A 25,188-nucleotide genomic window follows, 5' to 3' on the forward strand; every position below is an offset into this window, starting at 1 on the left:
CCCACTAAAGGTGAACTCCCTCCGCAACCCGAGGCACCCACTCCCGATGTCCGATTCCCCCACCGCCCAGGCCGCGCCGGATGCGCGTGCGCACCCAGGCCGCGCCGGATGCGCGTGCGCAGTTTCTGAGCCTGCTCGCCACCAGCCTGGAACAGAACGCCCTGATCAAGTTGGTGCTGGCGCGCCATGTCGGCACTGAAGAAGCCTTGCAGCGCATCATCGCCAAGCCGCTGACCGTCAAGGGCCAGGCCTGCCTGTCATTTGTCTACCGCTATCAGACCCGCGACATCACCCGCAACCTGGCCAATGACGAAGCCCTGGCGCTGGTCGCCGAGCTGCTGCCGGGCTCGTTTCGCAATGCCCACCTGCTGAGCCTGAGCGATGAGGCGCAGCTTGAATTCAGCAAGAAGGGCAAGCCGATGCTGCACCGCAGTGCCGTGCAACAGGAGCGTCAGGTGCCGGCGGGTGAGCATGACCGGGAGAAAAAGCGCTACCTGGAACTGAGCCGTCCGTTCCTGCATGACCTGGGCGTCACCGACAAGCAGCAGGCGTTGATCCCGGCGATGTCGCGCAAGTGGAAGCAGATCAACAAGTTCATCGAAGTGTTTTCTCACGCGCTGAACGCGGCGCCGCTGGTCGCCGATCAACTGTTGCGGGTGGCCGATTTCGGCTCGGGCAAGGGCTACCTGACCTTTGCCATTCACGATTACCTGCGCAACACCCTGCAGCGCGAAGCCCAGGTCACCGGCGTCGAGTTGCGGCCGGACATGGTCGAGCTGTGCAATGCCGCTGCCGCGCGCCTGGAGCATCCGGGGCTGGTGTTCGAATGTGGCGATGTACGCAGCGTGGTACCCAGTGCCATCGAGGTGATGATCGCCCTGCATGCCTGTGACATTGCCACCGACTATGCGATTCACACCGGCATTCGCTGCGGCGCGGCGATCATCATGTGCTCGCCTTGCTGCCACAAACAGATTCGTCCGCAATTGCACAGCCCGGGCCTGCTCAAGCCGATGCTGCAGTATGGCCTGCACCTCGGCCAGCAGGCCGAGATGCTCACCGACAGCTTGCGTGCCCTGTACCTGGAAGCCTGTGGTTACGAGACCAAGGTGTTCGAGTTCATCTCGCTGGAGCACACCAACAAGAACAAGATGATCCTCGCGGTCAAGCGTCAGACGCCGGGGGATTCAACGGCGTTGCTGGAGAAGATTCAGCAGTTGAAGGAATTCTACGGGGTCAAGGAGCATTGCCTGGAGACCCTGTTGCGCGCGGATGGCTTGATCGCAGCCTGAAGCTGACCCCTGTGGGAGTGGGCAATGGGTGCCGGATGTACACGGGTCTTGCGCCCCAACACCACGGTACCGATCACCCCCGCAGCAAACACCCAGGTAATTGGCTCGACCTGCTCACCAAAGAACAGCGCGGAAAAGGCGATGGTGAAGAAAATCTGCAGCAGCTGAATCTGGCTGACCCGCGCGATGCCCCCCAGGGCCAATCCGGCATACCAGGCAAAAAAGCCAATGAACTGCGAAAACAGCGACACATAGCCGAACGCCCACCAGGCTTGTGTACTGACGGGCCCCTGGTGTTGCACGGCCAGGTATACCACCGGCCCGATCAGCAGCGGGCTGGACAGTACCAGCGCCCAGCAGATCACCTGCCAGCCACCCATCTCCCGCGCCAATCGCCCACCTTCGGCGTAGCCAAGACCACCGACGGCGATCGCCGCCAGCATCAACAGATCACCCGCCTGGATCTGCCCGGCACCCATGATCATCGCGTACGCCAGCACCAGCGCGCTGCCCAGCGCGGCACAGGCCCAGAAGGCTTTCGAGGGGCGTTCATGGGACAGCCAGGCGGCATAGAAGGCCACGCACAAGGGTTGCAGGCCGTTGACCAGGGCGCCGTGGGAAGCCGGCACCGTCTGCATGGCCCAGGCGGAAAACACCGGAAAGCCGAGGATTACCCCCAGGGCCACCAGGCTCAGGCCTTTGATCTGCTGCCAGGTCGGCCATTTCTCCCGACGCCAGAGCAGCAACGCCGCCGCCGGAATGGCCGCGAGCAGAGCGCGGCCGAGGCCATTGAGCAACGGATGCAGTTCCTGCACGACGATCCGGGTCATGGGCAGGGTCAGGCTGAAGATGATGACACCGAGCAGGCCCAGGGCCATCCCGGTATTTTCGCGGCTGGACATAACAGAAGCCTGTGGCAGATAAGTCCAGTCATTGAGCCACAGCCGGCACGGATGATCTTGTTACAGTTGGTCGCAAGTTCATCCGTACAGTTTGCCGCCGACTCAGAAGAAGCGGGTAATGCTCACCTTTGCATTGCGACCCTGGCTGTAGGCATAGGCGCCACTGAGTTCGGAGCGGTAGTCGTTGTTGAACAGGTTGTCGACGGTCAGGTTGACCTCGGTGCCCTTGAGGTACGGCTGCTGCGGCTTCCAGTTGGCGAACAGGCCGTGGATCTGATAGTCCTCGTTGGCGTAATGATCGTAGTATCGGTCACCCAGCGAACTGGCGGGGCCTTCACGGTAGTTGTCGCTGGGCAGGCGGTCGGTCTTGCGCACGAACTGCGCCTGCCAGCCCACTTTGGCGTCCCAGCTGGGGATCTTCACGCCGAGGGTGGTGATCCATTTCGGCGCAGGAATGTCCTTGGCCCAGACGTCCGGCCCCCAGGGGTTGGTGTAGGCGCCCTCATGGCGGCCAGTGATCCATGAGTACGACACCGACCCGAAGAGGTAGGTGGAGTCGTAGAAGCTTTCGACCTCAAAGCCCTTGATAGTGACGCTGTTGATATTGCGGTAGTTGGACATCAGGCCTTTGCCGCAAGCCTTGGAGATGCTCTGACCGCTGACCAGTTGCTCGGGGCAGCCGATGCCGGTGGCTTTGAAAATTTCGTCTTCGATTTCGTTGCGAAACAGGGTGGTGCGGATTAGCACATTGTCGTTGTCGGTGAATACATCCGAGAGGGTGGTGATGTTACCGGCGCGCAAGGCGGTCATACGCTCCGGGTCGAGGTTGCGGCTGGACGCAGTGCGGCTGCCCAGGCCCTGGATTTCATATTGCTCGTCGAGCACCGGGGCGCGCCAGGTCTTGCTGTAGTCGGCAAAGAACGCGGTCTGTTCGTTGGTCTTCCAGAAAATCGACAGGCGTGGCGTCCAGCCGCTGTAGGTCTTCTCGCTGTAGTCGTGACCCAGCGCCGGGTCGTTGTAGAACGGTGCATCGTTTTCCTTGCCCTTGTTGGCGACGTGGTCGTAGCGCAGGGAAGGGGTCAGGGTCACTTCACCGAGGGTGATGGCGTCCTGGATGAAGTAACCCTGGCTGTCGACGCTACCGCTGGGCATGAAGCTCGGCTGGTAGTGGCCGTAGTTGTACAGGGGCGTGTCGTATTTGCTGCCCGGCATCCACATCTGCGTGTCGCGCTCATGGCGGCGTACCTGGAAACCGCTGGTGAAGGCATGTTCCAGCGGCCCGGTGGCAAACAGGCTGGTGTTGCGCACATCGAGCATCTGGTCGGTGTATTCGGTGTCCATCTTGCGCCCGCCGGTAGCCGGCTGGAAGTAGGCGGTAGCGTCGCGCTCGTCGGTCTGCTTGGTGTCGGATACCGAGTACTTCACTGTCAGGTCTACCAGTGGGTTGTTGATTGGCTGGTATTTGTAGGTGGTCGACCAGGTGGTATCGGTGGTGGTGCGATTGGCCAGGTAACGTCTGACGGCGTTGTCGTAGCCCCACTTGTCGATATCGGACTGGGTCGGTGGCGTCGGGTAAGCGGTGGAGGAGAACGGCGCCCAGCGTTCGCTTTGCGAACGCGACCAGGAAAAGCCCAGGCTGTGCTCATCGGTCAGGTGCATGTTGAACTTCAGGAGCGCACCGTCCAGGTCCAGGGCACTGTTGGGCAGGCGCTGGGGGTTGATCGGGTAATCGTGGTCCGGGTCGGGCAGGGTACCGGCCAGTTTCATGTCGCCGCCGTCACGCTTGGTCAGGTAAACCAGGGCATCCATGCGGCCATCATCGGTACGGCCGAACAGTGCCGAGCTGTAGACCTGCTGATGGTCGTTGCTGGCATAGCCGTATTTGAGCATGGCGCCGCTGTTACGACCTTCCTGCAGCAGGTCCGGGGCATCCTTGGTGATCATGTTGACGCTGCCGCCGAAGCCGCCGTTGCCGGTGTAGATCGAATGCGGACCTTTCTCGACCTCGATGCTCTTGATCAGCTCAGGCTCGATGAAGATGGTGCCTTGCTGATAGCGCTCGAAGCCGCTCTTGGTCGCGCCGTCGACGGTCATCGGCACGTCTTCGGCGTCGCCCAGGCCCCAGATGTTGATGGTCTGCCCGCCGGGTTTGGCCGAACCGCCCATGTTCACCCCGGGCAGGGTCGACAGCACGCTGGGAATGTTGCTCGGCTGGTAGCGGTCGATTTCTTCCTGGGTCAGGGTCGAGCGGCCGACGGTGCTCGGGTCGACCTGCTGGCCGTCACCCACGATGCTCACCGCACTCAGCTGGATGCCGTTGTCGGCGGTCGCGTCGTCTTCGCGCAAGCGCACCACGTAGGTGTTGCCGACCTTGACCACGGCGAAGCGGCTGTTGCGCAGCAGTTGGTCAATCGCTTCCTGGGCTTCGTATGGGCCCTTCAGGGCCGGGGCTTGCACACTGCGCAGCAAGGTTTCGTCGAACAGCAGTTGCACCTTGGCTTGCCGGGCCAACTGGCTCAGCGACACCGCCAGCGATTGCGCGGGCAGGTTCAGCTCCACCGGCGCGGCCTGGGCTTGCAGGCTCAGGGCCAGGCAAGCTGCCAGCAGCGATGGACGGGCAGACAAAGGTGTGAATGGACGAAACGCACGCAACATGAAATCCCCCAGTACGGCAACAAAGGCCAAAAAGGCCTGCAATGACTACGCAGACGGGAGGAAGACGCGGTGCTGCGGAAAACCCTCATATGCGAATGAAAAATATTCTCATATTTTTATTTGCGCTCGATCCGCAAGCGGCCATCGGCCAGGGTCACGGTCTTGACCGGCAGCAGTGCGGGCAAGGCATTGAGCAGGGCATCGGGGTCGTTGACGTCGAGGTTGCCTGAGACCCTGTAGCGGCCCAGGGCGGGATCGGCGAGGAGGATTTCAGCGCGGCGATACAGCGAAAGCTCATCGATCAGGCTGCTCAGCTCGCGGTCGCGAAAGGCCACATGACCGCCGCGCCAGTCGGCCACTTCCTGATCGCTCAGGACCTGCCAACTGAGGCTGCCGCGGGCCACATTGTAGGTGGCGCGCTGGCGTGCGCCGAGCAACGCCGGTGCCTGATTTTCGCCCGGTGTCTCCAGCGCGACCTGGCCATGGGCGACGCTCAGTACCAGTTCGTGGCGACTGCGGCGCAGGTCAAAACCGGTACCCACTACACGCACCCGAGCGGTGCCGGCATCGACGAACAACGGACGCTCCTTGTCGGCGGCAACATCGATATAGAACTGGCCCTTGTCCAGATGAATCACCCGGCGTTCGGCGTTGAAGTCCATGCGCAGGCGGGTATGGGCATTGACGCTCAACTGGCTGCCGTCGGGCAGCGCCAGGGTTTGCGGCGGCTCGCTGGTGACCGCCACGGTCTGCGCGTAGTGAGTGGCTGGCAGCCCCAGATTGCCAGTCAGAAGCGCGCAGACCAGGGCTGCGGCGATCGCCAGCGCCGGCCGCCAGTTGCGTGTCTTGCGCGTGGGCAAAGGGACTGGCTGGTTGAGGCTTTTGAGTGCGGCCAGGTCATCCCAGAGCTGGACGAACTGGGTGTAGGCGCGGGCATGTTCGGGGGTTTGCATCCACAAGGCGAAATCCTTGCGCGAGGCGCGCGAGGGATTATTGCGGTTGTGGGTAAACCAGCTGGCCGCCTGGGCATCGACTGAGCGCTTATCGATTTCTGGGTGGGTGGTCATTCTGGCTGCTCCATGCCGTTGTCACTGTCCAGGCGTTGCTTGCAATGCAGCAGTGCGGCGGCGATGTGTTTCTCCACCATGCTCACGGAGATGCCCATGCGCGCACCGATCTGTGCCTGCGTCAAACCTTCGAAACGGTGCAGCATAAGGGCTTCGCGGCGGCGCGGCGAGAGTTCGGCGAGCACAAGTTTCAATTGCTCCAGGCGTTGTTGCTGCTGGGCGTGGTTCAGGGGGTCGGCGCTGTTATCGACGCTCGCGTGTTCATCGTCCCGGCTTTGCTCATCGAGCGCGGCGTGGCGCACCCGCTGGCGGCGCCAGTGATCGTTGAGCAAGTTGCGTGCGACCTGGAACAGAAAAGCCCGCGGCTGCTCCACCCGTGACCGATCCCGATAGCCCAGCCACTGGGCGAACACGTCCTGGGTCATGTCGGCGGCATCACTGGCATTGTCCATGCGCTTGCGCAGGAAATGCAGGATGTCTGCATAGAACCCGCGGCAGGTGTCATGGGCGAGCGGGTCAGGTTTGGAGCGGTGCATGCAAGCTTTCCAGGGAGGACCGGAGAAGAAAGCCGCGAATGGTATCGATAATAATTGTTATTTACCATGGTGAAATTGTCGCGCTTTCAGCGCCGCTTGCGAACCTGCACAGGCACCGGCACTTCGAGGCCGGGAGCACCGAGGGGGTGGCTGCTGGCGTCGAAGAAATACAGCTTGAGGTCCGGGGCATCGGCGAAGCGCTGGCGGTAATGCTGCTTCTGGCTGATGATCGATGCTTCGCTCAACGGCCGGATGGCAATCGCCACGTGCGCCGGACGGGCCTGCTTGATTGCGTGTAGCAGGTGCCGGTCGCTGGCGTCCAGGTGCTGGCCGAACAGGCACAGGCCACCCTGATGACTCGCCAGTTCACCCAGACACCAGTTCAGGTAGTCGGAGCTGCGGATGGCCTTGAGCTTATCGTCGCTGCTGCCTTCGTTGACAAACAGCGGCACATCACCGGGAGTGTTGACGGCAAAGCCATCGAGCAGTTGGCTGTCGCTGGCACTGCGCTGACGGGTGCTGCCGTCCTGCTGCTTGAGCAAATGCAGACCACCGTGCAGGTAGAGCAGGCGGGTGCCCGGGTTGCGGGTGTGACGGATGTCGAAGCCGCCTTCCTCATCGAACAACGCCTGGAATCCTTCCGGGTTCTGGCTGGCAGCCCAGTGGCAGAGCAGGTCATAGTTGCTCGAGTAGACGCTGTGATAACTGCGCAGTTCGTTATTGATCAACTGCAAGGTCGACACCGGCAGCAGGCGCCAGGGGATGTGCACGCTGCGCACGGCGTGGATCAGCGCTTCCTTGATCGCGTAGTAACGGTTCAAGGGGGCGGACGAGCTGATGGCCAGGGCCGCGTTGACCCGCACCGTGGTGTTCAAGGCGCTGAGCACCGGTTCGAACAGCTCGCTGCCGAGGGATTTGAACAACGCCTGGTCGGTCAGGCTCAGGGGCTTGTGGCGCACCCGCTGGGCTTCTTCGAACAGGGAAAAATAGGTGAACGGACGCCACAGCGCTCGACTCGCGCCATTGCCCAGCAGCAGGCCGCTGCACGGGTGGCTGGCAATCAGTTCAGGCCACAGATGCAGGCTGGCGTCGAGGTCGGTGTCGGGCATGGGTTCACGGTTCCGGGTGGGTCGCTTGATCGGCGCGACTTTAGCATGCCACCGCATTGTCATCAGTGTTGCTGACTATGCTGGTTTCGCGATCAATGAAGAGGAAGCGTAATGATGATGCAAGGAATCCGCCGGTTCGCCTGTCTGCTCCTGCTGCCTTTGGCCGGGCTGGTCGAGGCCGGAGAGGGCCGGGAACTGGCGGCCGCGCAGAAAATTCCGTATCCGGCCGTGATCGCTCATCGCGGTGCATCCTTCGATGCCCCGGAGTCCACCGCCGCGGCCTACCTGCTGGCAAGAGACCTGGGTGCCGATTACCTGGAACTGGACCTGCAGCGCAGTAAGGACGGCATATTGGTGGCGGTACACGACGATAATCTGCAACGCACCAGCGATGTCGCCCAACGCTTTCCCGAGCGCAAGGACAGTCCGGTCAGTGCCTTCACCCTGGCCGAGCTCAAAACGCTGGATGCCGGCAGCTGGTTCAACCAGGCCGCTCCCGAGCGTGCGCGGGAGCGCTTCAAGGGCATGCAGATCCTCACCCTGGACGAGGTCTTGGATATCGCCGAAGGCAACCCGCACATGCGCCCCGGTTTGTACATCGAGACCAAGGTGCCGACGCTGTTCCCGGGGATAGAAGCCGACTTGAAGGCGCGTCTGCAGGCGCGTGGCTGGCTCGATCAGCCTGGACGGGTTGTGTTGCAGAGCTTTGATCGCAACAGCCTGGCGTTGCTGCACAAGGAAATGCCCAAGGTTCCCAAGGTGCTGTTGCTGTGGATTGGCAAGGGCAACATCGAACCAGCCTCTGCACAGAGCTTTGCCGAATCCGGCGAGACCGACAAGGCGGCGTTCTATGCCCGCCAGCAACCCAAGGACAAGGCGGAGTTTGTGCGCTGGCTGGATTACGCCAAGGTCGCCGGGGCTGTCGGCACTGGACCTTCGGCAGCCTTGACCGCAGGCGGGGCGCAGAGCTATGCCGACCTGGTGCAGCCGTGGATGAACCAGCTGGCTCACGACAAAGGCCTGCTGGTGCACGTGTACACCGTCGATGAGGAAGTGGACTTTGCCAAGGTCATGGCGGCCGGTGTCGATGGCATTTTCACCAATCGCAGCGGCCAGTTGTTGCGTTATTTTGCCAGACCGCCAGCGTTGAGCGAGGTGCAGATTCTTCAGGCCCATGACTATTGAGTATCTGGCCTGGTGCCAGCGGCTACCGTAGACTTCGTCCTTTGCGCAACCGCTCAGGATCCAATCGCCAATGACCTTCTCGTTGCTGTTCGCCGTGCTCGCTTCCGGATTTATCTATGGCATCACCCCGGGGCCGGGCGTGCTGGCGGTGCTGGGCATCGGCGCCTCGCGCGGACGCAAGGCGGGTGCCGGGTTTCTCTGCGGTCACTTGCTGGGGGATGTGCTCTGGTGCAGCACGGCACTGGTGGCGATTGTCGGTGCCCGCCAGATCGGCAGCTCGGTGTTCGACATCCTCGGTCTGCTCAGCGGTCTGTATCTGTTCTGGCTGGGCTTGCGCGCGCTGCGCAGCCGCCCGGGCAATGGCCAGGGTGAGCAAGGACCAGTACGCCAACCATTCTGGCACGGCATCGTCTTCGGCCTGACCAACCCCAAGGCCTATCCGGTGGCGGTGGCGACCTTTACCGCGCTGATCTCCAGCCGCGCGGAAACCCTGGAGTGGTCGATGTTGCCGGCGCTGATTGCCTTGAGCTTTCTCGGCGGCCTGCTGGCTTACGTGATTCTCATCGCCATTGTCGGCGCCCGTCACGTGCGCACGCTCTACACCCGTTATGAACTGTGGATCACCCGTGCCTGTGGAGTGATGTTCATTGGCTTTGCCGTCAATGCGCTGATGCATGCCTTGCCGGGGTTGATGCCTCGTTCTTGAGGGCAGGCATAAGGGCGGGTAATCAGGGGCTTTAGTTGTTGTGTCTCCAGAAAGTAGGCTGCTGACTTCCCCTGATACATCGCACCGTTAGGTTTTCTGCCGCTTTGCGGCAGATCTTGGAACAAGACCCACTGGAACGAACCCGAACTTTTACCCCTTGAGCCTGATGCGGGTATCGCTTTGGAAACACTTTTCGGAAACGCCTGACATACCCGGCTACCACCCAACCCATAACCTGCGCATTCCGCACACTTTGGAGAGGGAATTTCAGTGGCTACAGGGCATTTCATTCGTTTGGGCGACAAAACCACCTGCGGTGGCACAGTGTTGGAAGCAGACCAACGCGTCGTCATGTTTGGCCGCGACCATGTGCGCGAGGGCGACCGGGTTACCTGTGGCAAGGATGGCAGTGTTTACCGAATCCTCGGCGGCATCTCGTACATTGAAAGTCACGGCAGACGTGTAGCGGGTAGCCTGGACAGCATCAGCAGTTGCCCTTGCCAGGCCAGGCTGATTCCTTCCCTGGACAGCGCGACCTACCACTCCGAGCAGGCTACCCCCACGACGGCACATTCCCCCTCGCCAGGTGTGACGGCGATGCCACTCGCAGCACGCCCGCCGCCCGTGGTCGACAGTCCGTTGGAAGAAGAGGAGGAAGAAGAGGAGCTGGAGGAGGTTGGCATTGTCCTGCGCCTGGGGCTGTTCTTCGACGGCACCGGCAACAACCAGGCCAACAGCGCCGCCACTGCCGATTGTTATGCCGCCAGTGTTGGTCTGACGACGGAAACCGCCGAGGACATTCGCCAGCACTGCGCGGCTTTTGGTTTTGACGGCGATGGCAACTCGCCGGATAACAGTTATGGCAATGACGTTAGTAATGTTGCGCGTCTCTACAACCTTTATCCGGACCAGGCCGAGGAGCAACTGCCGCCAGGAGCCGAGGAGGCTTATATCAAGGTTTACCTTGAAGGTATCGGTACTAGCAGCGGGCTGGGTGACTCCCTCTACAGCCAGGGGACCGGGCAGGGGAGCACTGGTGTTGTTGCACGGGTTGAACAAGCACCGGCATTGGTTATGGAGCAGTTGCGTCGATTCAGAGCAACGAACCCTCAGGTCAAGGTCCGCCGGATCGAAGTGGATCTGTTCGGCTTCAGCCGAGGCGCAGCCGCAGCACGGCACTGTGCCAACGATCTGCTCAAAGGCTCAGGCAGCTTGCTGGCCCGCTCACTTGCTGCGGGCTCGCCGTTATTGACGAGCGATTTTGCCTGGCGTCATCGCAGCGACTTTGCCCTCAACTTTATTGGTCTGTTCGACACGGTAGCAGGCATCGTGTCGCTGCGTAATCGCGATTTCAGCCCGCACAATGCCGCCAACCCGGGGCTCAACCTGCGGCTCGCGCCGGGGATCGCCCGCAAAGTGGTTCATCTGGCGGCCGACAATGAGTATCGCCACAACTTCTCCCTGACCCAGGCCGAACAGGACATCATGCTCCCCGGCTGTCATTCGGACATCGGTGGTGGCTACTTGCCGTTGTCCCGCGAGAAGCTGCTCTTGAGCAAGCCCGACAGCAGCGTGGAATTCAACGGCCTCCCTAATGAACGCTCCGCGGCCTATGCGCGCACCAAGCAACGCTTCAGTCACGAGTCACGCCACTGGCTGGCCTATGTATCGCCCGAAGGGCTCGACATCGTTACTTGGTCGGTGCAGACCCAACAGCGTAAACGTGATACCCAGGCCGAAAAACGTGTATACGCCGCGATCGTCAGCCAGCGCCAGGTGCGCAACGAGTTGTCGCTGGTATACCTGCGTATCATGCGTGAATGGGGGGTACGCGCCGGTGTGGCGTTCAAAGTGATACCCAGCACCGCAGCGCTTGCAATACCCGTCGAGCTGCAACCCATCGCCGCCAAATTGCAGGCCTTTGCCTTAGGGGAGCCCTACACCTCCCTGACTAGCGAGGAATACTCGCTGTTACGCCGTCGCTACATCCACCTCTCGGCCCACTGGAATGCCGCCAAGGGCTGGAACAACAGCGCGTTGGATGTTGTATTTATCAACCGCCCGGCCGCAGGGATCCAGCGCATGGAGCACCCCAATGAGTAGTTCCAGAACATTGCTCTTGGCGGTGATGATGTTCTGGTTGGCAGGCTGCGCCAACGGTCCCCACCGGCTGCCTTACGACTCGTGGCGACTGGGCTTGTTTGCGCCCAACTACATGGAAGTGTGGATCGAAACCGCCGATGCGGTGGACGTACAGGATCGCGCCTTTCGCCGCGCCATGAGTGGTATTGCCGCAATCAATACTCCGAAAGACCTCAAAGGCAATCCTCGAGGCTGGCCGCAGCGACCGGGGGCTGGTGCGGGCAAACAAGTATTGGGCGCGGACCTTCCGCGCCTGATCTACGTGCGCTGGCAATCGCTGGCTGAGCCGCAAACCTATGAGGCCTACATCATTATCCCCGAGGCCATCCGAGAGGCGATGCTCAAGGGTGAGAAGGCATTCTGCGAAGCCGATGCTAAGTGGATAACTGATTACCGCAAGATGCTGTCGGTTGGTCTGGCGCCGGGTGGTGTTGCCAAGGTCTGGCTCATGGGGCCGTGCTTGTCAGCTATTGATGTAGCTCGAGTACAGGGCAGCGTCGTAAAGAAAGGCCCGGATGGAGGCCGGAGCAACGGTCAATATGCATTGCCATTGGAGCCAGAATCCAAAGCCTACATTGAGAAGTACGGGATTCCCTATGACTCTTGGTGAAACCGCCAGCTTTGTAGGTACACTAAAAGCTGCGTGGTAACTGCCTTGACCTGCAGTTCTGAAAGCAGGCATGACCAGCCGCTCGGTGGCAGCGGGCCTTGCCCCGCGATCAGTCAGGCGCCGCCTCCCTGCGCATGCGGTTACGCCACAAGCGATACGCGCGGATCCCCGAACGCACTGATCCGTACAACATCCCGTTCTCCATTTCCCGGGCTATCCCCGAGCGCACCAGCATGCGCAGAAAACGCCCCCGGGCCCGCGCAATGCCGAAGTGAATACCTCGCGCCTCAAGGGTTTCACGCACCTCGCGTAGTGCGGCAATACCGCTGACATCAATGGAACTGACCGCCTCGGCGTCGAACAGCACGGCCCGCGGCTCGACTTCGCGCTGTACGGCTTCAAGCAGGCGCATTTTGAAATAGTCGGCATTGAAGAACAGGATCGCATCGTCGAAGCGATAGACCACCAGGCCTTTGACCGTACGGGCATCCTTGTGCCCTTCGATATCCACCTGGCCTTCAATACCAGGCACCCAGCCGAGCACCGCATCGGTGGGCTGGTAGATGCTGTAGAGCAAGCGCAGGATCGCCAGGGTCACGGCAATGATGATGCCCGGCAAGACGCCGACACCCAGCACTCCCACGGTGGTCAGTACGCACAGCCAGAACTCGAAGCGGCTGAGCTTGTAGATTTTGCCCAGCGACTTCACATCGATCAGTCCCCATCCGGCCATCAGCAGCACGGCGCCGAGGGCTGCCTGCGGGATCCAGGCCATGGGCGCGGTGAAGAAAAGCAGGATCAGGGCGATCACCAGCGCGGCAATAATGCCCACCAACTGGCTTTTGCCACCGACCATGTCATTGACGGCGGTACGTGAGTCGGCACCGCTGACGGCGAAGCCCTGGGAAACCCCAGCGGCAATGTTGGTCACGCCCAGGGCGAGGAACTCGTGGTTGGCGTTGATTGCATAGCCATGCCGGGCGGCAAAGCTGCGAGCGGTGAGCATTGCGCTACAGAAGCTCACCGTGGCGATACCCAGGGCGTCACGCAGCAGGCTTTTCATCTCTTCAAGGTTGGTTTTCGGCCAGGCCAGCTCCGGCATGCCGGCTGGTACCGGGCCAAGAATCGCCACGCCGAAGCGGTCCAGGCCAAACACACCGACCACCAGGGTCGCGACCACAACCGTCACCAAAGCGGCGGGCAAGCGCGGGAAGCGGCGCGGTAGCCAGATCAGCAGGGCGAGGCCGACCACTCCGATGCTCAGCGTCACCCAGTGGATTTCCCCCAGCCGCTGCAACAGGTTGATCAGGCTGAGAATGAAACCGTTACCTTCGATCTGAAAGCCCAGCACCTTGCCCAGTTGGCCGGCCAGCAGGCTCAGGCCAATGCCGTTGAGATAACCGATCAGAATCGGGCGTGAGAAGAAACTGGCGATAAAGCCGGCGCGGGCCAGCCCTGCACCAATCAGCATCAGGCCGACCAGTATGGTGACAATCACGGACAGCTGCGCTAAACGCGCGGGATCACCCAGCGCCAGTGGCGCAATGGCGCCGGCGACCATAGCGCAGGTTGCTGCATCGGGGCCGACCATCAACTGTCGCGAACTGCCGACCAGGGCATAGACCATCATCGGCAAGATGCACGCATACAGCCCGTACTGTGGCGGCAGGCCAACAATCTGGGCATAGGCAATGGCGATCGGAATCTGGATCGCCGCCACCGATAATCCGGCCTGCAGGTCGGCATGGAGCCACTCGCGGCGATACTGCAGGAGATTGGCCAGGCCCGGGAGCCAGCGAGAGAGCAGCATGAACGGGTCCTTTCGAGAATGTCGCAACAATGCTGAAGAGTACGCAGTAGCGTTAATTAAAGCGCATTGCGTGCCCTCGGGCTGGGTGCCAGGTCAAAAGGTGCTGCTGGTCACGCGCTATGCGCGCGTGTCGGGCGCATGTCCTGGATGACGTGCTGGATCATTGCCTCCGGGCTGTAACCATACAGCGCCTCATGGCTCGGGCGCACCGGCCGTCCGCCGAGAAAGTCCGCCAGCCCGCATAAGGCAGTTTCTTCAATGACATATATGTTTTCAGGGCGATAGATATCCAGCGTCTTGACCGATGCGTTATTGGTGATCAGCCGCTTGTTGAAATAAGCCGCTTCAAGTGTTCGCAGGGTTATGCCGGCCTGACCGGGTTGATTGATTTCCAGCAGTATGTCGGCGGCCATGGAACGGCGAATATTTTCTGCATATGGCAGTACATCATTGATGTAGAAGCGTGACGCAGGTAGCGAGGTGGAGTCGGGTACTAAATGGAAATCAACCTGACAGCCGCTTTTCTCAAGTACCTGGGCGACTGACTCCACCAGCGCTGTACGCCCTTTGTCTCGCCCGAGGAAGAAGCAAACAGGTGCAGCGCGATCGTCGCTAGCCTGCTCGGAGAGACGCAGCGCTTCGTCGAAGCCGAAGGGGAAGAACTGATTGAGGTAGTCCAGCCCGAAGATTTCGCATTGCGCCTTGTCGAAGCTGTAGAGTTTGTCGAAACGCGGCCGCAGGGCATCAATGAACGACGCTGTGACCAGGTCGCGGACCATCAGTACCTTGTAGCCTTTGAAACGTTCCACTATTGCCGGGTTGAGGCCACGACGGAATTGACCTTCATTGCAGATCAGAATGTCATCGTGTTTGACCTTGTGCAGCTTCATCAACTGATCGGCCAGCCAGTGATGTCCTCGCGTTGGACGACTGCGGCCTTTGCGGAATGAATTGAGATAGCGCCCGACACGCTTCATCCACTTCGGAGCCACCAGCATTTTTACGTCGTGGGAAGCAGCCAGATGATGGACCATCCTTTGTTCGTACTGCGCGGTCCACCCTAGGAAAAAAATTGTCATTGCGTTCTCTTTCAGTTACTGCGGGCTCAGGGCCATGAGTCTGCCATCATACAGCGCCGGAGGTCGTCAGGGACGAGGCTGGATCAGTGGGGTGAGCGTACCGCTGGTCGAGGTGGCGGTCTGTTCAATCTGTTCCTCGAACCAATTCAATACTGCATGACAGGCGGGGTGTGTCATGCCGCTATCGCGCAACCACAGGGCATACACAGCGCCGGTCTTCAGCGTATCGCCGAAGGGGACTATCAGGTCGCCGCGCATCAGTGCGTCGTGAGCCAGCATCCTGTCCGTCATGGCGACACCCAGGCCGCGGCTTGCAGCATCCAGAGCCAGGTCGTCGAGGTTGAACATTATATGCTTGAAGCTGCGCTCAGTCTGGTCCTGCTGTGCCTGCAGCCAAACCGTCCACTCATGCCGGCGGGTGGATCCGTGGATCAGGGCGTACTGTTCAAGCTCGTCGAGCGCACGTGGAGGTGTCCGACCATCACCGAAGGTCGGCGCGCAGACCGGGATCAGGTACTCCTCGAACAACAGAGTCAGTGGACGTTCGTCCAGCCCATCGGGCAGATACAGCACATAGGCATCGCAGTCGCCGCCGGTGTCGACCAGTTCGCCACTGACGGTCTCGATCGACAGGCATAGACCGGGATTTACGGTGTAGAACGAGCTCAACCTGGGCAGCAGCCAGCGCACGGCCAGTGATACAAAAACGCGGATACGAAAGGGACGATCGAGTGGCGCCGGTGCCAGGCGTTGTTCCAGCGCTTGCAGTGACTTCAGCATCTCCCGCGCGACTTCATAGACCTCGCGACCGTGGGCGGTGAGGGCCACCTTGCGGCTGGTGCGCTCGAACAGGGTGGTCTGGTAATGCTCTTCGAGTTGCTGGACCTGGCGACTAATGGCGCTCTGCGTCAGGTGCAACTGCCGCGCGGCTTCGGTGAAGTTACTGGTGTCGGCCACCCGAACCATTGTTTGCAGCGCCTGCAAGGAGGGCACACGGAGCATTTTATCCATGCTTTTTCCGAATGGGTGGATGATTTTTTAGCGTTAGAGTCAATGCCCATATGCCCTTAAATTAAAGGTGCATACGGCGCATCAACGGGTTATTGCCAATAACTCCTGCGCATTGATTGTGAAGGAGTGACAGACAATGAACAACCACTGTGGCTGGATTGCACTGGCCGGTGAATCCGCACTGAAGCCGCGGCTCGATGGCAGCCAAAAAGTCGACTGGCTGATCATCGGCGCAGGCATCACCGGCCTTTCTGCCGCGCATACCCTGGCCAACCGTTTTCCTTCGCAGCGCATTGCCTTGCTCGATCGCCAGCGTGTTGCCCAAGGTGCCTCTGCGCGTAATTCGGGCTTCGTGGTCAGCCACGAGCTGCCTGGTGCCGGCGAACTGCTCGGTACTCCGGGGTTTTCAGCCTACCAGGTCGCTTCGCGGATTGGCGTTGCGGCGGGTCTTGAGGTTCGCCAGCGTATCGCCGAACTGGGTATCGAATGCGAACTCAGAGATGACGGCTACCACTTTGCCGTGCACGAGCCCGCTCACCTTGACGCTGTCGAACAGACCCTGGAGACGCTGAAGGCTGTTGGCGCACAGGCGCGTTTCCTTGACGCCGGCGAGCTCAAGCCGCGCCTGGGTACAGCGTTTTACAGTCGAGCCATTCTCTGCGCTGGCGGTAATGGGCTGCTGCAGCCTGCGCGCTATGTAAAAGGACTGGCCGACAGCCTGCCTGCACAAGTGGAAGTCTATGAAAACAGCGCCGTGACCGACCTGCAACGCGTGCCAGGCAAGGGCTGGACAGCACGCACAGACGGCGGCGAAGTGCAGGCGAAACAGGTACTGGTCTGTGTCGGTGCCTTCCTGTCCAGGGTAGGGGTGCAGCGCAGCGGCACCTTCCCGCTGGAACTGAGCGCGAGTATCACCCGCCCGCTGACGGAAGACCGCTGGCAGCAACTGTTCGACGACCAAGGTTGGGGCGTGCTCTCTACCTTGCCTGGCGGTTGCACCCTGCGTTTGCTGCCGGGGCGTCGGTTGTTGATTCGCAACACGGTCGAGTACCGCCAGCACGACATTGATGCCCGAGGGCTGGCGGTGCGCCAGCGCGAGCACCTGCTCGGCCTGCAAAAGCGCTTTCCCGGCATCACCGCAAAAGACCTTGAGTACACCTGGACCGGCCATCTGAGCGGCACCCGCTCTGGTGAACCGTACTTTGCCAGGGTCGCTGACGGCCTGCATACAGTCGCCGGCTGCAACGGTTCTGGCGTCGCCCGGGGCACCTTGTGGGGGCGCTTGCTGGTCGAGATGGCGATTGGCGCCGACTCGGACTTGCTCAGCGATGTTCTCGGCCAAGCCACGCCGGGCTATTTGCCACCCAGGCCGTTCTTCGATATCGGCGCCAAAGCCCGCATGGCCTGGGAAGTCTGGCGGGCCCGCAACGAACGTTGAAACCTTCGGCGCACACGCCGCAACAAAAACAAGAGAGGCACCCCATGTTCAAACGCACCTGCATGACCCTGTTGTCGATGGCGTTGCTGACCGCGACGGCTCAGGCGGCGGAAGCCGTCAACATTGCCAACTGGAGCGGCTATATCGCCGACGACACCCTGAGCGAGTTCACCCGGCGCACCCAGATCCAGACCACCTACGACCTGATCGACAGCAACGAGACCACCGAGGCCAAGCTGATGACCGGCAGCAGTGGCTATGACCTGGCCAGTCCGTCCAACCACTTCCTGCCGCGCCTGATCAAGGCCGGGGCGATTCAGGAGCTGGATCGCAGCAAGTTACCGAACTGGAACAACCTCGATCCCAAACTGATGAAAATCCTCGAAGCCAGCGACCCGGGTAACCGCTATGCGATTCCCTACATGTGGGTGACAACCGGCATCGGCTACAACGTTGACAAGGTCAAGGCGATCTTCGGTAGCACCGACGTGACCCAGTCCTGGGAGATGCTCTTCAAACCGGAGAACATCGAGAAGCTCAGCCAGTGCGGCGTGGCGTTTCTCGACAACCCGACCCAGATCGTCTCCATCACCCTCAAGACCCTGGGCCTGGATCCGCACAGTCAGGATCCTGAAGACCTGAAGCAGGCCGAAGCGGCGTTGATGAAGATTCGTCCCTACATCAGCTACTTCCATCAGTCGAAGTACGTCAGCGACCTGGCCAACGGCAACATCTGCGTGGCCATCGGCTTCAGCGGCGATGTGCTGCAAGCTATGAGCAGTGCACAGCAGGCGAGTAATGGTGTGCACATCGGCTACAGCATCCCGCGCGAAGGCTCCACGGTGGCCGTCGATATGGTGGTGATCCCTAAAGGCGCGCCGCACCTGGAAAACGCCTATGCCTACCTCAATTACCTGCTTGAGCCGAAGGTGATCGCCAACATCAGCAACGCGGTGAAGTACCCCAACGGCAATGCCGCCGCGCTGGAATACATCACGCCTGAATTGCGCGACAACCCGGCGATCTATCCACCGTCTTCGGTGCTCGACTCACTGTTCCCTATCAAGACCTTGTCACCGGCGGGCATGCGTTTGAGTACCCGGCTGTGGACGCGGGTGATCAGCGGGAAGTGAGTCGAAGGTTTTGTCGCCCTGGAATTAGGGCAGGGATGTTCAGGCTGAAAGCCTTGAAGCGTATGGAGCGGGTGAAGGGAATCGAACCCTCGTTATCAGCTTGGGAAGCTGGAGTAATGCCATTATACGACACCCGCTTGCAGGGCTGACTTTGTACCAGAAGTACAGTGCGATTTGAAGCCTCGGCGTGCAAAAAAGCCTGGGTCGGTGGCCGGTAGCGCGAGTTCCCGCATCTCCCTTCTGCCCGTTCGGGCTGCTGATGCAGGAGGCTGCGCTACCGCCAGCCTGGGTGCTCAGATCGCCAGTGCATGGTGATCCTGAACGTGTTGATAACGTACGCGGGATTCGCGGGTAACGGGTTTGAGGAAACTCAACAAGGCGTCACGTGTTTCATTGCAGGCCGACTTGTGTTCCATGTCGAGGAAGTGGCCCGTGGCGCGGATCTCGCGGAAATGGCTGTTGCGCACGTGCTGGCTGAACTGCCGGGCGTCATCCATGGTGGTGTATTCGTCCCACTCGCCGTTCATGAACAGCACCGGAATGTCGATCACGCGGGCGGAGCGCAGAGCGTTGTCGAGGTCGTGATCAAGCACCTGGTTGATGTGAAAGTGCATTTGCGCGTATTCGTGATTGTCCAGGCTGCTGACGTGCCGGTAGTTGAAGCGCTTGAACAACGACGGCAGGTGCTTGCCGATGGTATCGTTGACCAGGTTGCCCACCTGGTAACGGTCACAGGCACTGAGGTACTGGCAGCCGCGTTCGAGGTAGTCGCGCATCGGCTCGTTGATCACCGGCGAGAACGAGCTGACCACCGCCTTTTCGATGCGCCGCGGCTTGTGCGCCAGAGCCAGCAGGGTGCAGGCGCCGCCCCAGGAGAACGACATCACGTGATCGGCGGCGAAGTGCTCGATCAGCTCCAGGAGGATTTGCCCTTCGGTTTCCTTGGTCAGCAGCCGCTCGTGGCGGTTGTGCGCCTTGGACTTGCCCGCGTAGGGCTGATCGTAGAGCACCACGTTGAATTGCGGATGCAGGCTGCGCACTGTCTGGGCAAACGAGGCCGTCGTGGCCAGCGAACCATTGATCAGGATGATCGTCTTCTCAGCGGCGTCTGCGCGATAGAACTCCGTGTAAACCCGATACTGACCTTGTATATCAAGCACAGCAGTTTCTGGCCTCATGTCGTCGACTCCTGGCGCAAAAAGGGTGTTCGCACATGCAAGGATGCGCGTTCTTTATGACAGGTAGGCATACGCCTTGAAGAGAAACCGAGGGCCCTTGTCGATCCTGTTACGCTGGTCGACGGGTATTGTTCTAGGTGGGCAATCTGCAGGACTCCGGTGCTTCGAGGCACAGGTAGCCAGCAAAAAGGTGTCTTGGACTACGAACGTGACTGATGAGTCACATGCAGACCGACGATTGGATTCAAGCAGGCGACGGACTAACCCGCAAGTGCCTTTGGGGAAATTGACGAAATCTTTCCGCCAGGCGGTCGTCGCCTCAGATCGCCAGGATTTCCTCGGGATAGAGGGCTCGGTACTCGCCAGGACGCAAGCCCGGGTCCAGGTGCAGCGGGCCCATGGCTTCGCGGTGCAGGCGCAGGACCTTGTTGTCGTAGTGGCCGAACATGCGCTTGATTTGGTGGTAGCGGCCTTCGACGATGCTCAGGCGCGCACTGCGCGGGCCAAGCATTGTCAGTTCGGCGGGCAGGGTGGTGAGGTCTTCGAAGGCGAAGTAGAAGCCCTGGCGAAATTTCTCGATGTAGTACGGCTCGATAACCTGCTCGGTCTCGACGTAATAGATCTTCGGCAGTTTGGTTTGCGGCTGGGTCAGGCGCCGTGACCACTGACCGTCATTGGTCAGCAGCATCAGGCCGGTGGTGTTGTAGTCCAGGCGTCCGGCGATGTGCAGTTCGTGCTTGTCCGGCTCATCGATCAGGTCCAGGACAGTGCGGTGCTCGGGGTCCTGGGTGGCGCTGACGCAGCCTTGGGGCTTGTGCAACATCAGGTAGCGTGCCGGGCGTCCGGCTTGCAGCAGTTGCTCATCCACCTCGATACGGCTGAACTCCCGCACCTCCAGGCGCGGGTCACTCACGCAGTAGCCGTCCACACGCACCCGCCGCTCTGCCAGCAGCACCCGTACTTGCTGACGGTTGAAGCAGGGCAGGTTGCTGAGGAATCGATCGAGACGCATACAAAGCCAGGAGCAGGGCGTTGCAGTTTAACCGCTGGAAGAGGCCTTTGCCGCTTCCAGTTGTTCCAGCACCTGGGCGCAGGCAGGGCACAGGCAGGTCTTGTTGCGCTGCTCGGCGGGCAATGCCTCGAGCACTTCAGGGGCGATGTTGACGCTGTAGCACCAGCACGCTTGGGCCGCCGTTCGGGGATCGGCGAGGCTGCAGCGGTTGCTGGCGCCACAGGCGGGGCAGCGTCGGGGATCATTCATGGTCGGACCTGGGCATTTCCACGCAGACGCGGTTGCGTCCACTTTGCTTGGCGCGGTACAGCGCGTGATCGGCGCGGGCGATCAGACTGTGCAGGGTATCCTCAGGTTGCAGGCTGCTCAAGCCGATGCTGGTGGTCAATCTGATCACTATGTCGGCGAAGCTGAAATCGCGTTGCTCAGTGTGCAGGCGGATCTTTTCTGCCACCTCTTGAGCCTGTACGCCGTCGGCGTCCTTGAGCAGCACGATGAATTCCTCGCCACCCCAGCGGCAGATGATATCCGCTTGGCGCAGGCTGTTTTCCAGGACGTGGGCGAACTGACGCAGCACTTCGTCGCCGGCCAGGTGACCGTGGGTGTCGTTGAGTTGCTTGAAGTGATCCAGGTCGATCAGCAGTGCGACCAGTGGCTTGGGCTCGCGCTGGGCTTCATGCAGGGCCTGGGCGGCCAGCAGGTCGAAGCCACGGCGGTTGGGCAGGCCGGTGAGGCTGTCGCGGGTGGCCAGGGTTTCAATGTTGTCCTGATGGCGCTTGACCATGGCATTGAGCAGCGACAGCACCACCAGGCCGATGATGGTACAGATCACCAGGTTCAGGTAGAGCGACTGGCGGATGTTGTCGAGGGCACCGTCTTCACGTTTATCGACGAACAGGTACCAGTTCAGCTCCGGTACCAGGCGCACATTGAGAAAGTGACTGTGGCCGTCGCTGCTCAGGTACTCATGGCTGCCGCTGACCGGTTTGGGCATCTGCTTGAGCAGTTCGCGCAGACCGTCCAGCTCACGCAGGGATTGCCCGGTGCGCGCGCCGTGGGCGCCGCCTTTGGACCCGGTCAGGACCACATTGCCTTGCGGGTCAACGAAGTACACCTGGCGCTGGTAGCGCTGTTGGTAGTCATCGATCAGGCGTACCACTGCTTCGACGGTGAGGCCGATACCGGCGACGCCGATGAATTTGTCGTTGTAGTCGAACACCCGGTAGTTGATGAACACCGTGAGCTTGTCCTGGTTGGCCATGTCCAGGTCGACGTTGATTTCGTAGGGGGCGTCCATGTCCCGTACCCGGTAGTACCAGGTGTCGCGTGGTTCCTGCGGGTCGATTTTCTTCAGCACACCCACTTGCGCCTGGTAATAATTGCCGGTGGCGCTGGAGACGAAAAAGGCGGTGTAGGCACGGTATTGATCCATGACTTCGTTGAGGTAACGGGAGATTTGCGCCGGGTCGCGTTCTCCCGCCAGGGCCCAGTCCCGCAGGAAGGTGTCGTGAGCCATCATCGAGGAGATCAGGATTGGTCGTACCAGGTCCTTCTGGATTTCCGAGTAGACCGTGTCGGAGGTGAGCGGCAGTTCGGTGTTGACGATGCTTTCACGGATCGAACTGCGTGAGGCGAAATAGCTCAGCAGCGATGTGGCCAGAAAGCCGCAGCCCAGCAACAACAGCAAGGTCAGAATTAGCGAGCGCTGCGAAAACAGGGCGGAGCGAGGCAATTGACAGTCCCTTGATGTAGGCCAATGCCGTTCATTCTAGTGGTACGGCCGGAAAATAACTGGACAAATATCAAGGGTATCGGCCTTGTATCAATTTATTGCGGCGAGGGCACCGGATCGGCTTTGCAGGGTCTTAATCTGTGTCGATGAACGCTTGCCGATCGACGCCGACCAGCGCCGCTGGGATGGGCAGTTTCGCGGTCCGGGAGGCCGCTATGTATCGCCGACTTTTGCTGATTGCAGTGCTGAGTTTGCTGACCACCGCGTGTGTCCCTTACGGAGGTAACGGTTACTACCATCGCACCGAAGTCTATAGCGCTGACCGTTATGGTTATCCGGGCTATTACCAGCCTGGCTATCAATACAACCGTGGTTACTACGTGGTGCCACAACCGCGATATTATTCGCCGCCCCCGCAGTATTACCGCTCAACGCCTCATTACAACCGCGCAACGCCGCACTATTACCGTTCGGCGCCGGATCGTTACTACAAGCCTTATCCGGGGCGTGGGCATGACCGTTATCGCCAGGGACCTTCTCGCCACGACCGCAACGGTGATGGCCGGCGAGACGGCAACTGGCATCGCTAAGCCATTCAGGCCAGGTCCGCCAGCGGATGGCGGCCTTCCCAGGCTTTGGCAAAGTGCGCATTGATAACTGCCGCTGGCACCTTGGCGATATCCGCCCAGTGCCAGCGCGGCTGCTGATCCTTGTCAATCAGGCGCGCGCGTACACCTTCACTGAATTCCGGGTGCCGACAACAATTGAGGCTCATGGTGTATTCCATCTGGAATACCTGAGCCAGTGACAGGTGGCGTGCCCGTTGAATCTGCTGCCAGACCAGATGAGCGGTCAGCGGGCAGCCTTCTCGCAGGGTTTGTGCCGCTTTGGCCAGCAGCGGGTCGGGGTGCTTGTGCAGCGCAGCGATCGCCCGCCAGGCACACACCGGGTTGGCGACATCGAGCAGCGCATCGATCTGCTGGCGTCGCGGCAACCACTGGGCTTCCGGCATTTCGCCCTGAGCGCGGTGCTGCTGGGCCTTGAGCAGGCTGTTCAATTGCAGGGCGGTCTGTTCCTGCCAGTTCAGCTGCAGCAGGTCATCGATCAACTCTTCCTGCTGGTTTTCTCCCAGCAGGCGATCAGCCAGGCCAAGGTCCAGGGCATCGCGGGCATTCAGGCCGGCGCCGGTCATGCCCAGAAACAGGCCGAGTTTTCCTGGCAGGCGGGCGAGAAACCAGCTGGCGCCTACGTCTGGATACAAGCCAATGCTGATTTCGGGCATGGCCAGGCGGCTGCTCGGGGTCACAATGCGCACGCCGGCCCCCTGCAACAGACCCATGCCACCGCCCAGTACATGGCCGTGGCCCCAGCACAGCACCGGTTTGGGGTAGGTATGCAGGCGGTAATCCAGGCGATACTCGGCAGCGAAAAAATGTGCGGCCAAAGGCGGTACCTCACCCGGATGATTGCGGCACGCCTGCACCAGGCTGCGCACATCACCGCCAGCGCAAAACGCCTTGGCACCCGTGCCACGCAGCAATACGCAGACGATCTCAGGGTTGTCGGCCCACTGGGCCAGTTGCTGGTCGAGCACTTCGATCATCGGTAACGACAAGGCATTCAGGGCCTTGGCGGCGTCCAGGGTGGCGATGCCGATGCGGGCACCGTCGACGCCGGTGAGTTCTTCGCACTGTACGGCCATGAGCGACCTCGTTTGTCTGATCCGCACAAGTATGGCCGCTGTCGGCGAAACTGCCGGTCGCCGGTCGGATCGATTGACAAGCACCGACAGCTTTCCTAGTGTCGCGCCATTGTTTACGGATGGCCCCATGACTGACGACGACCGCATCAAACTTGAACCGAGCTGGAAAGAAGCGTTGCGCGCTGAATTCGACCAGCCTTACATGCAGCAATTGCGTGAATTCCTGCGCCAGGAATATGCGGCGGGCAAAGAGATTTACCCGCCGGGCCCGCTGATTTTCAACGCGCTCAATTCCACGCCACTGGATCAGGTGAAAGTGGTGATCCTCGGCCAGGATCCGTACCACGGCCCGGGGCAGGCGCACGGCCTGTGCTTTTCCGTGCAGCCGGGTATCGCCACGCCACCCTCGCTGGTCAATATCTACAAGGAATTGCACCGCGACCTGAACATCGAGATCCCCAAGCATGGCTGCCTGCAGCACTGGGCGGACCAGGGCGTGTTGCTACTCAACACCACCATGACCGTGGAGCGGGCCAATGCTGCCTCCCATGCCAAGAAGGGCTGGGAGTTCTTCACCGACCGCGTTATCGAACTGGTCAGCGAACATCAGCCGAACACCGTGTTCCTGCTCTGGGGCGCCCACGCACAGAGCAAGCAGAAGCTGATTGATGGCACCAAACACCTGGTGCTCAAGTCCGTTCACCCGTCGCCGTTGTCGGCCTATCGTGGATTCCTCGGCTGTGGGCATTTCAGCCGCACCAACAAATTCCTCGAGCAGCATGGCCTGACGCCGGTGGAGTGGGCATTGCCTGCGCTGTAACCCCCGGTAGGAGCGGGGTTTGTCCCCGACCCCCCCCTAACGGCTGCCTTCCCCCCCCGGGGAAACACC

The 25,188-nt window shown here is 60.8% G+C and carries 22 protein-coding genes and 1 tRNA gene; 9 read left to right on the top strand and 14 right to left on the bottom strand.

Annotation, left to right across the window (positions count from 1 at the left end; all coding sequences use genetic code 11):
• Positions 1–80 precede the first annotated feature (80 nt).
• Entirely contained in the window at positions 81–1,292 is a 1,212-nt protein-coding gene (locus ACO6VD_RS06595) for a class I SAM-dependent methyltransferase (RefSeq protein WP_422417813.1), read from the top strand.
• On the opposite strand, the gene ACO6VD_RS06600 is transcribed toward ACO6VD_RS06595, so the two are convergent.
• The 5 genes from ACO6VD_RS06600 to ACO6VD_RS06620 all read right to left on the bottom strand — a co-directional run bounded on the left by ACO6VD_RS06600 (position 1,229) and on the right by ACO6VD_RS06620 (position 7,561).
• Entirely contained in the window at positions 1,229–2,194 is a 966-nt protein-coding gene (locus tag ACO6VD_RS06600) for a DMT family transporter (RefSeq protein WP_422417814.1), read from the bottom strand. The two genes, ACO6VD_RS06595 and ACO6VD_RS06600, sit on opposite strands and share 64 nt — an antisense overlap.
• 102 nt (positions 2,195–2,296) lie before the next feature.
• Complete coding sequence (locus ACO6VD_RS06605) at positions 2,297–4,849, bottom strand: TonB-dependent hemoglobin/transferrin/lactoferrin family receptor (RefSeq protein WP_422417815.1); 2,553 nt, start codon at positions 4,847–4,849, stop codon at positions 2,297–2,299.
• A 116-nt stretch (positions 4,850–4,965) separates the two neighbouring features.
• Positions 4,966–5,916, bottom strand: a complete 951-nt coding sequence (locus ACO6VD_RS06610; protein WP_422417817.1) for a FecR family protein — start codon at positions 5,914–5,916, stop codon at positions 4,966–4,968.
• A complete protein-coding gene (locus tag ACO6VD_RS06615) occupies positions 5,913–6,452 on the bottom strand; it encodes an RNA polymerase sigma factor (RefSeq protein WP_422417819.1) in 540 nt (179 codons plus the stop codon). Before ACO6VD_RS06615 ends, ACO6VD_RS06610 begins: the two co-directional genes overlap by 4 nt.
• An 86-nt stretch (positions 6,453–6,538) precedes the next feature.
• Positions 6,539–7,561 carry a DUF4917 family protein gene (locus ACO6VD_RS06620; protein ID WP_422417820.1) on the bottom strand — a complete coding sequence of 341 codons (1,023 nt, stop codon included), beginning with the start codon at positions 7,559–7,561 and terminating at the stop codon, positions 6,539–6,541.
• Between the two features lie 117 nt (positions 7,562–7,678).
• On the opposite strand from ACO6VD_RS06620, the gene ACO6VD_RS06625 reads away from it, so the two are divergent.
• From ACO6VD_RS06625 to ACO6VD_RS06640, 4 genes are all read left to right on the top strand, one after another.
• Complete coding sequence (locus ACO6VD_RS06625) at positions 7,679–8,746, top strand: glycerophosphodiester phosphodiesterase (protein ID WP_422417842.1); 1,068 nt, start codon at positions 7,679–7,681, stop codon at positions 8,744–8,746.
• Positions 8,747–8,816: 70 nt separating this feature from the next.
• Positions 8,817–9,452: a LysE family translocator gene (locus ACO6VD_RS06630; protein WP_422417821.1), complete on the top strand. Its 636-nt coding sequence runs from the start codon at positions 8,817–8,819 to the stop codon at positions 9,450–9,452.
• A 270-nt stretch (positions 9,453–9,722) separates the two neighbouring features.
• A complete protein-coding gene (locus tag ACO6VD_RS06635) occupies positions 9,723–11,555 on the top strand; it encodes a PAAR domain-containing protein (protein ID WP_422417822.1) in 1,833 nt (610 codons plus the stop codon).
• Positions 11,548–12,204, top strand: a complete 657-nt coding sequence (locus tag ACO6VD_RS06640) for a DUF2931 family protein (protein WP_422417823.1) — start codon at positions 11,548–11,550, stop codon at positions 12,202–12,204. The genes ACO6VD_RS06635 and ACO6VD_RS06640 overlap by 8 nt, the downstream gene beginning before the upstream one ends.
• Positions 12,205–12,313: 109 nt before the next feature.
• Here ACO6VD_RS06640 and ACO6VD_RS06645 read toward each other — a convergent pair whose 3' ends face one another.
• From ACO6VD_RS06645 to ACO6VD_RS06655, 3 genes are all read right to left on the bottom strand, one after another.
• Entirely contained in the window at positions 12,314–14,014 is a 1,701-nt protein-coding gene (locus ACO6VD_RS06645) for a SulP family inorganic anion transporter (RefSeq protein WP_422417824.1), read from the bottom strand.
• 110 nt (positions 14,015–14,124) lie between these two features.
• Positions 14,125–15,093 (bottom strand): hypothetical protein, encoded by a 969-nt coding sequence (locus tag ACO6VD_RS06650; RefSeq protein ID WP_422417825.1) that lies wholly within the window; start codon positions 15,091–15,093, stop codon positions 14,125–14,127.
• 66 nt (positions 15,094–15,159) lie between these two features.
• Positions 15,160–16,104 carry a LysR family transcriptional regulator gene (locus tag ACO6VD_RS06655; protein ID WP_422417827.1) on the bottom strand — a complete coding sequence of 315 codons (945 nt, stop codon included), beginning with the start codon at positions 16,102–16,104 and terminating at the stop codon, positions 15,160–15,162.
• Between the two features lie 136 nt (positions 16,105–16,240).
• Here ACO6VD_RS06655 and ACO6VD_RS06660 point away from each other — a divergent pair, with 136 nt between their 5' ends.
• Together ACO6VD_RS06660 and ACO6VD_RS06665 are read left to right on the top strand one after the other, a co-directional pair.
• Positions 16,241–17,542, top strand: coding sequence for an NAD(P)/FAD-dependent oxidoreductase (locus ACO6VD_RS06660; protein WP_422417828.1), 1,302 nt, complete (start codon positions 16,241–16,243; stop codon positions 17,540–17,542).
• Between the two features lie 44 nt (positions 17,543–17,586).
• Positions 17,587–18,675, top strand: a complete 1,089-nt coding sequence (locus ACO6VD_RS06665) for a polyamine ABC transporter substrate-binding protein (protein ID WP_422417830.1) — start codon at positions 17,587–17,589, stop codon at positions 18,673–18,675.
• 63 nt (positions 18,676–18,738) lie between these two features.
• On the opposite strand, the gene ACO6VD_RS06670 is transcribed toward ACO6VD_RS06665, so the two are convergent.
• The 5 genes from ACO6VD_RS06670 to ACO6VD_RS06690 all read right to left on the bottom strand — a co-directional run bounded on the left by ACO6VD_RS06670 (position 18,739) and on the right by ACO6VD_RS06690 (position 22,597).
• Positions 18,739–18,812: transfer RNA gene (locus tag ACO6VD_RS06670), tRNA-Gly, on the bottom strand.
• 156 nt (positions 18,813–18,968) lie between these two features.
• A complete protein-coding gene (locus tag ACO6VD_RS06675; RefSeq protein WP_422417831.1) occupies positions 18,969–19,853 on the bottom strand; it encodes an alpha/beta fold hydrolase in 885 nt (294 codons plus the stop codon).
• Positions 19,854–20,172: 319 nt separating this feature from the next.
• Complete coding sequence (locus ACO6VD_RS06680; protein ID WP_422417832.1) at positions 20,173–20,865, bottom strand: pseudouridine synthase; 693 nt, start codon at positions 20,863–20,865, stop codon at positions 20,173–20,175.
• 27 nt (positions 20,866–20,892) lie between these two features.
• Positions 20,893–21,114, bottom strand: coding sequence for a cysteine-rich CWC family protein (locus ACO6VD_RS06685; protein ID WP_422417833.1), 222 nt, complete (start codon positions 21,112–21,114; stop codon positions 20,893–20,895).
• A complete protein-coding gene (locus tag ACO6VD_RS06690) occupies positions 21,107–22,597 on the bottom strand; it encodes a sensor domain-containing diguanylate cyclase (RefSeq protein WP_422417834.1) in 1,491 nt (496 codons plus the stop codon). The genes ACO6VD_RS06685 and ACO6VD_RS06690 overlap by 8 nt, the downstream gene beginning before the upstream one ends.
• A gap of 215 nt (positions 22,598–22,812) precedes the next feature.
• Here ACO6VD_RS06690 and ACO6VD_RS06695 point away from each other — a divergent pair, with 215 nt between their 5' ends.
• The gene (locus ACO6VD_RS06695; RefSeq protein ID WP_422417836.1) at positions 22,813–23,187 is read left to right on the top strand and encodes a hypothetical protein; all 375 of its coding nucleotides are present in this window, start codon (positions 22,813–22,815) and stop codon (positions 23,185–23,187) included.
• A gap of 5 nt (positions 23,188–23,192) precedes the next feature.
• Here ACO6VD_RS06695 and ACO6VD_RS06700 read toward each other — a convergent pair whose 3' ends face one another.
• Entirely contained in the window at positions 23,193–24,299 is a 1,107-nt protein-coding gene (locus tag ACO6VD_RS06700) for an enoyl-CoA hydratase/isomerase family protein (RefSeq protein WP_422417838.1), read from the bottom strand.
• Between the two features lie 127 nt (positions 24,300–24,426).
• Between ACO6VD_RS06700 and ung the strand changes: the two genes are divergently transcribed.
• Entirely contained in the window at positions 24,427–25,119 is a 693-nt protein-coding gene (gene ung, locus ACO6VD_RS06705; protein ID WP_422417840.1) for a uracil-DNA glycosylase, read from the top strand.
• Positions 25,120–25,188 lie beyond the last annotated feature (69 nt).

This window comes from Pseudomonas sp. GZD-222 (assembly GCF_049310525.1).
GTDB lineage: Bacteria > Pseudomonadota > Gammaproteobacteria > Pseudomonadales > Pseudomonadaceae > Aquipseudomonas.

Excerpts from the sequence above, each read along its gene's own strand:
- ACO6VD_RS06665 (WP_422417830.1), top strand. The coding sequence starts at position 17,587 with ATGTTCAAACGCACCTGCATGACCCTGTTGTCGATGGCGTTGCTGACC.
- ACO6VD_RS06615 (WP_422417819.1), bottom strand. The coding sequence starts at position 6,452 with ATGCACCGCTCCAAACCTGACCCGCTCGCCCATGACACCTGCCGCGGG.
- ACO6VD_RS06650 (WP_422417825.1), bottom strand. The coding sequence starts at position 15,093 with ATGACAATTTTTTTCCTAGGGTGGACCGCGCAGTACGAACAAAGGATG.
- ACO6VD_RS06605 (WP_422417815.1), bottom strand. The coding sequence starts at position 4,849 with ATGTTGCGTGCGTTTCGTCCATTCACACCTTTGTCTGCCCGTCCATCG.
- ACO6VD_RS06645 (WP_422417824.1), bottom strand. The coding sequence starts at position 14,014 with ATGCTGCTCTCTCGCTGGCTCCCGGGCCTGGCCAATCTCCTGCAGTAT.
- ACO6VD_RS06685 (WP_422417833.1), bottom strand. The coding sequence starts at position 21,114 with ATGAATGATCCCCGACGCTGCCCCGCCTGTGGCGCCAGCAACCGCTGC.
- ACO6VD_RS06625 (WP_422417842.1), top strand. The coding sequence starts at position 7,679 with ATGCAAGGAATCCGCCGGTTCGCCTGTCTGCTCCTGCTGCCTTTGGCC.
- ACO6VD_RS06620 (WP_422417820.1), bottom strand. The coding sequence starts at position 7,561 with ATGCCCGACACCGACCTCGACGCCAGCCTGCATCTGTGGCCTGAACTG.
- ACO6VD_RS06695 (WP_422417836.1), top strand. The coding sequence starts at position 22,813 with ATGTATCGCCGACTTTTGCTGATTGCAGTGCTGAGTTTGCTGACCACC.
- ACO6VD_RS06600 (WP_422417814.1), bottom strand. The coding sequence starts at position 2,194 with ATGTCCAGCCGCGAAAATACCGGGATGGCCCTGGGCCTGCTCGGTGTC.
- ACO6VD_RS06655 (WP_422417827.1), bottom strand. The coding sequence starts at position 16,104 with ATGGATAAAATGCTCCGTGTGCCCTCCTTGCAGGCGCTGCAAACAATG.
- ACO6VD_RS06680 (WP_422417832.1), bottom strand. The coding sequence starts at position 20,865 with ATGCGTCTCGATCGATTCCTCAGCAACCTGCCCTGCTTCAACCGTCAG.
- ACO6VD_RS06675 (WP_422417831.1), bottom strand. The coding sequence starts at position 19,853 with ATGAGGCCAGAAACTGCTGTGCTTGATATACAAGGTCAGTATCGGGTT.
- ACO6VD_RS06640 (WP_422417823.1), top strand. The coding sequence starts at position 11,548 with ATGAGTAGTTCCAGAACATTGCTCTTGGCGGTGATGATGTTCTGGTTG.
- ACO6VD_RS06660 (WP_422417828.1), top strand. The coding sequence starts at position 16,241 with ATGAACAACCACTGTGGCTGGATTGCACTGGCCGGTGAATCCGCACTG.
- ACO6VD_RS06610 (WP_422417817.1), bottom strand. The coding sequence starts at position 5,916 with ATGACCACCCACCCAGAAATCGATAAGCGCTCAGTCGATGCCCAGGCG.
- ACO6VD_RS06595 (WP_422417813.1), top strand. The coding sequence starts at position 81 with ATGCGCGTGCGCACCCAGGCCGCGCCGGATGCGCGTGCGCAGTTTCTG.
- ACO6VD_RS06630 (WP_422417821.1), top strand. The coding sequence starts at position 8,817 with ATGACCTTCTCGTTGCTGTTCGCCGTGCTCGCTTCCGGATTTATCTAT.
- ACO6VD_RS06700 (WP_422417838.1), bottom strand. The coding sequence starts at position 24,299 with ATGGCCGTACAGTGCGAAGAACTCACCGGCGTCGACGGTGCCCGCATC.
- ung (WP_422417840.1), top strand. The coding sequence starts at position 24,427 with ATGACTGACGACGACCGCATCAAACTTGAACCGAGCTGGAAAGAAGCG.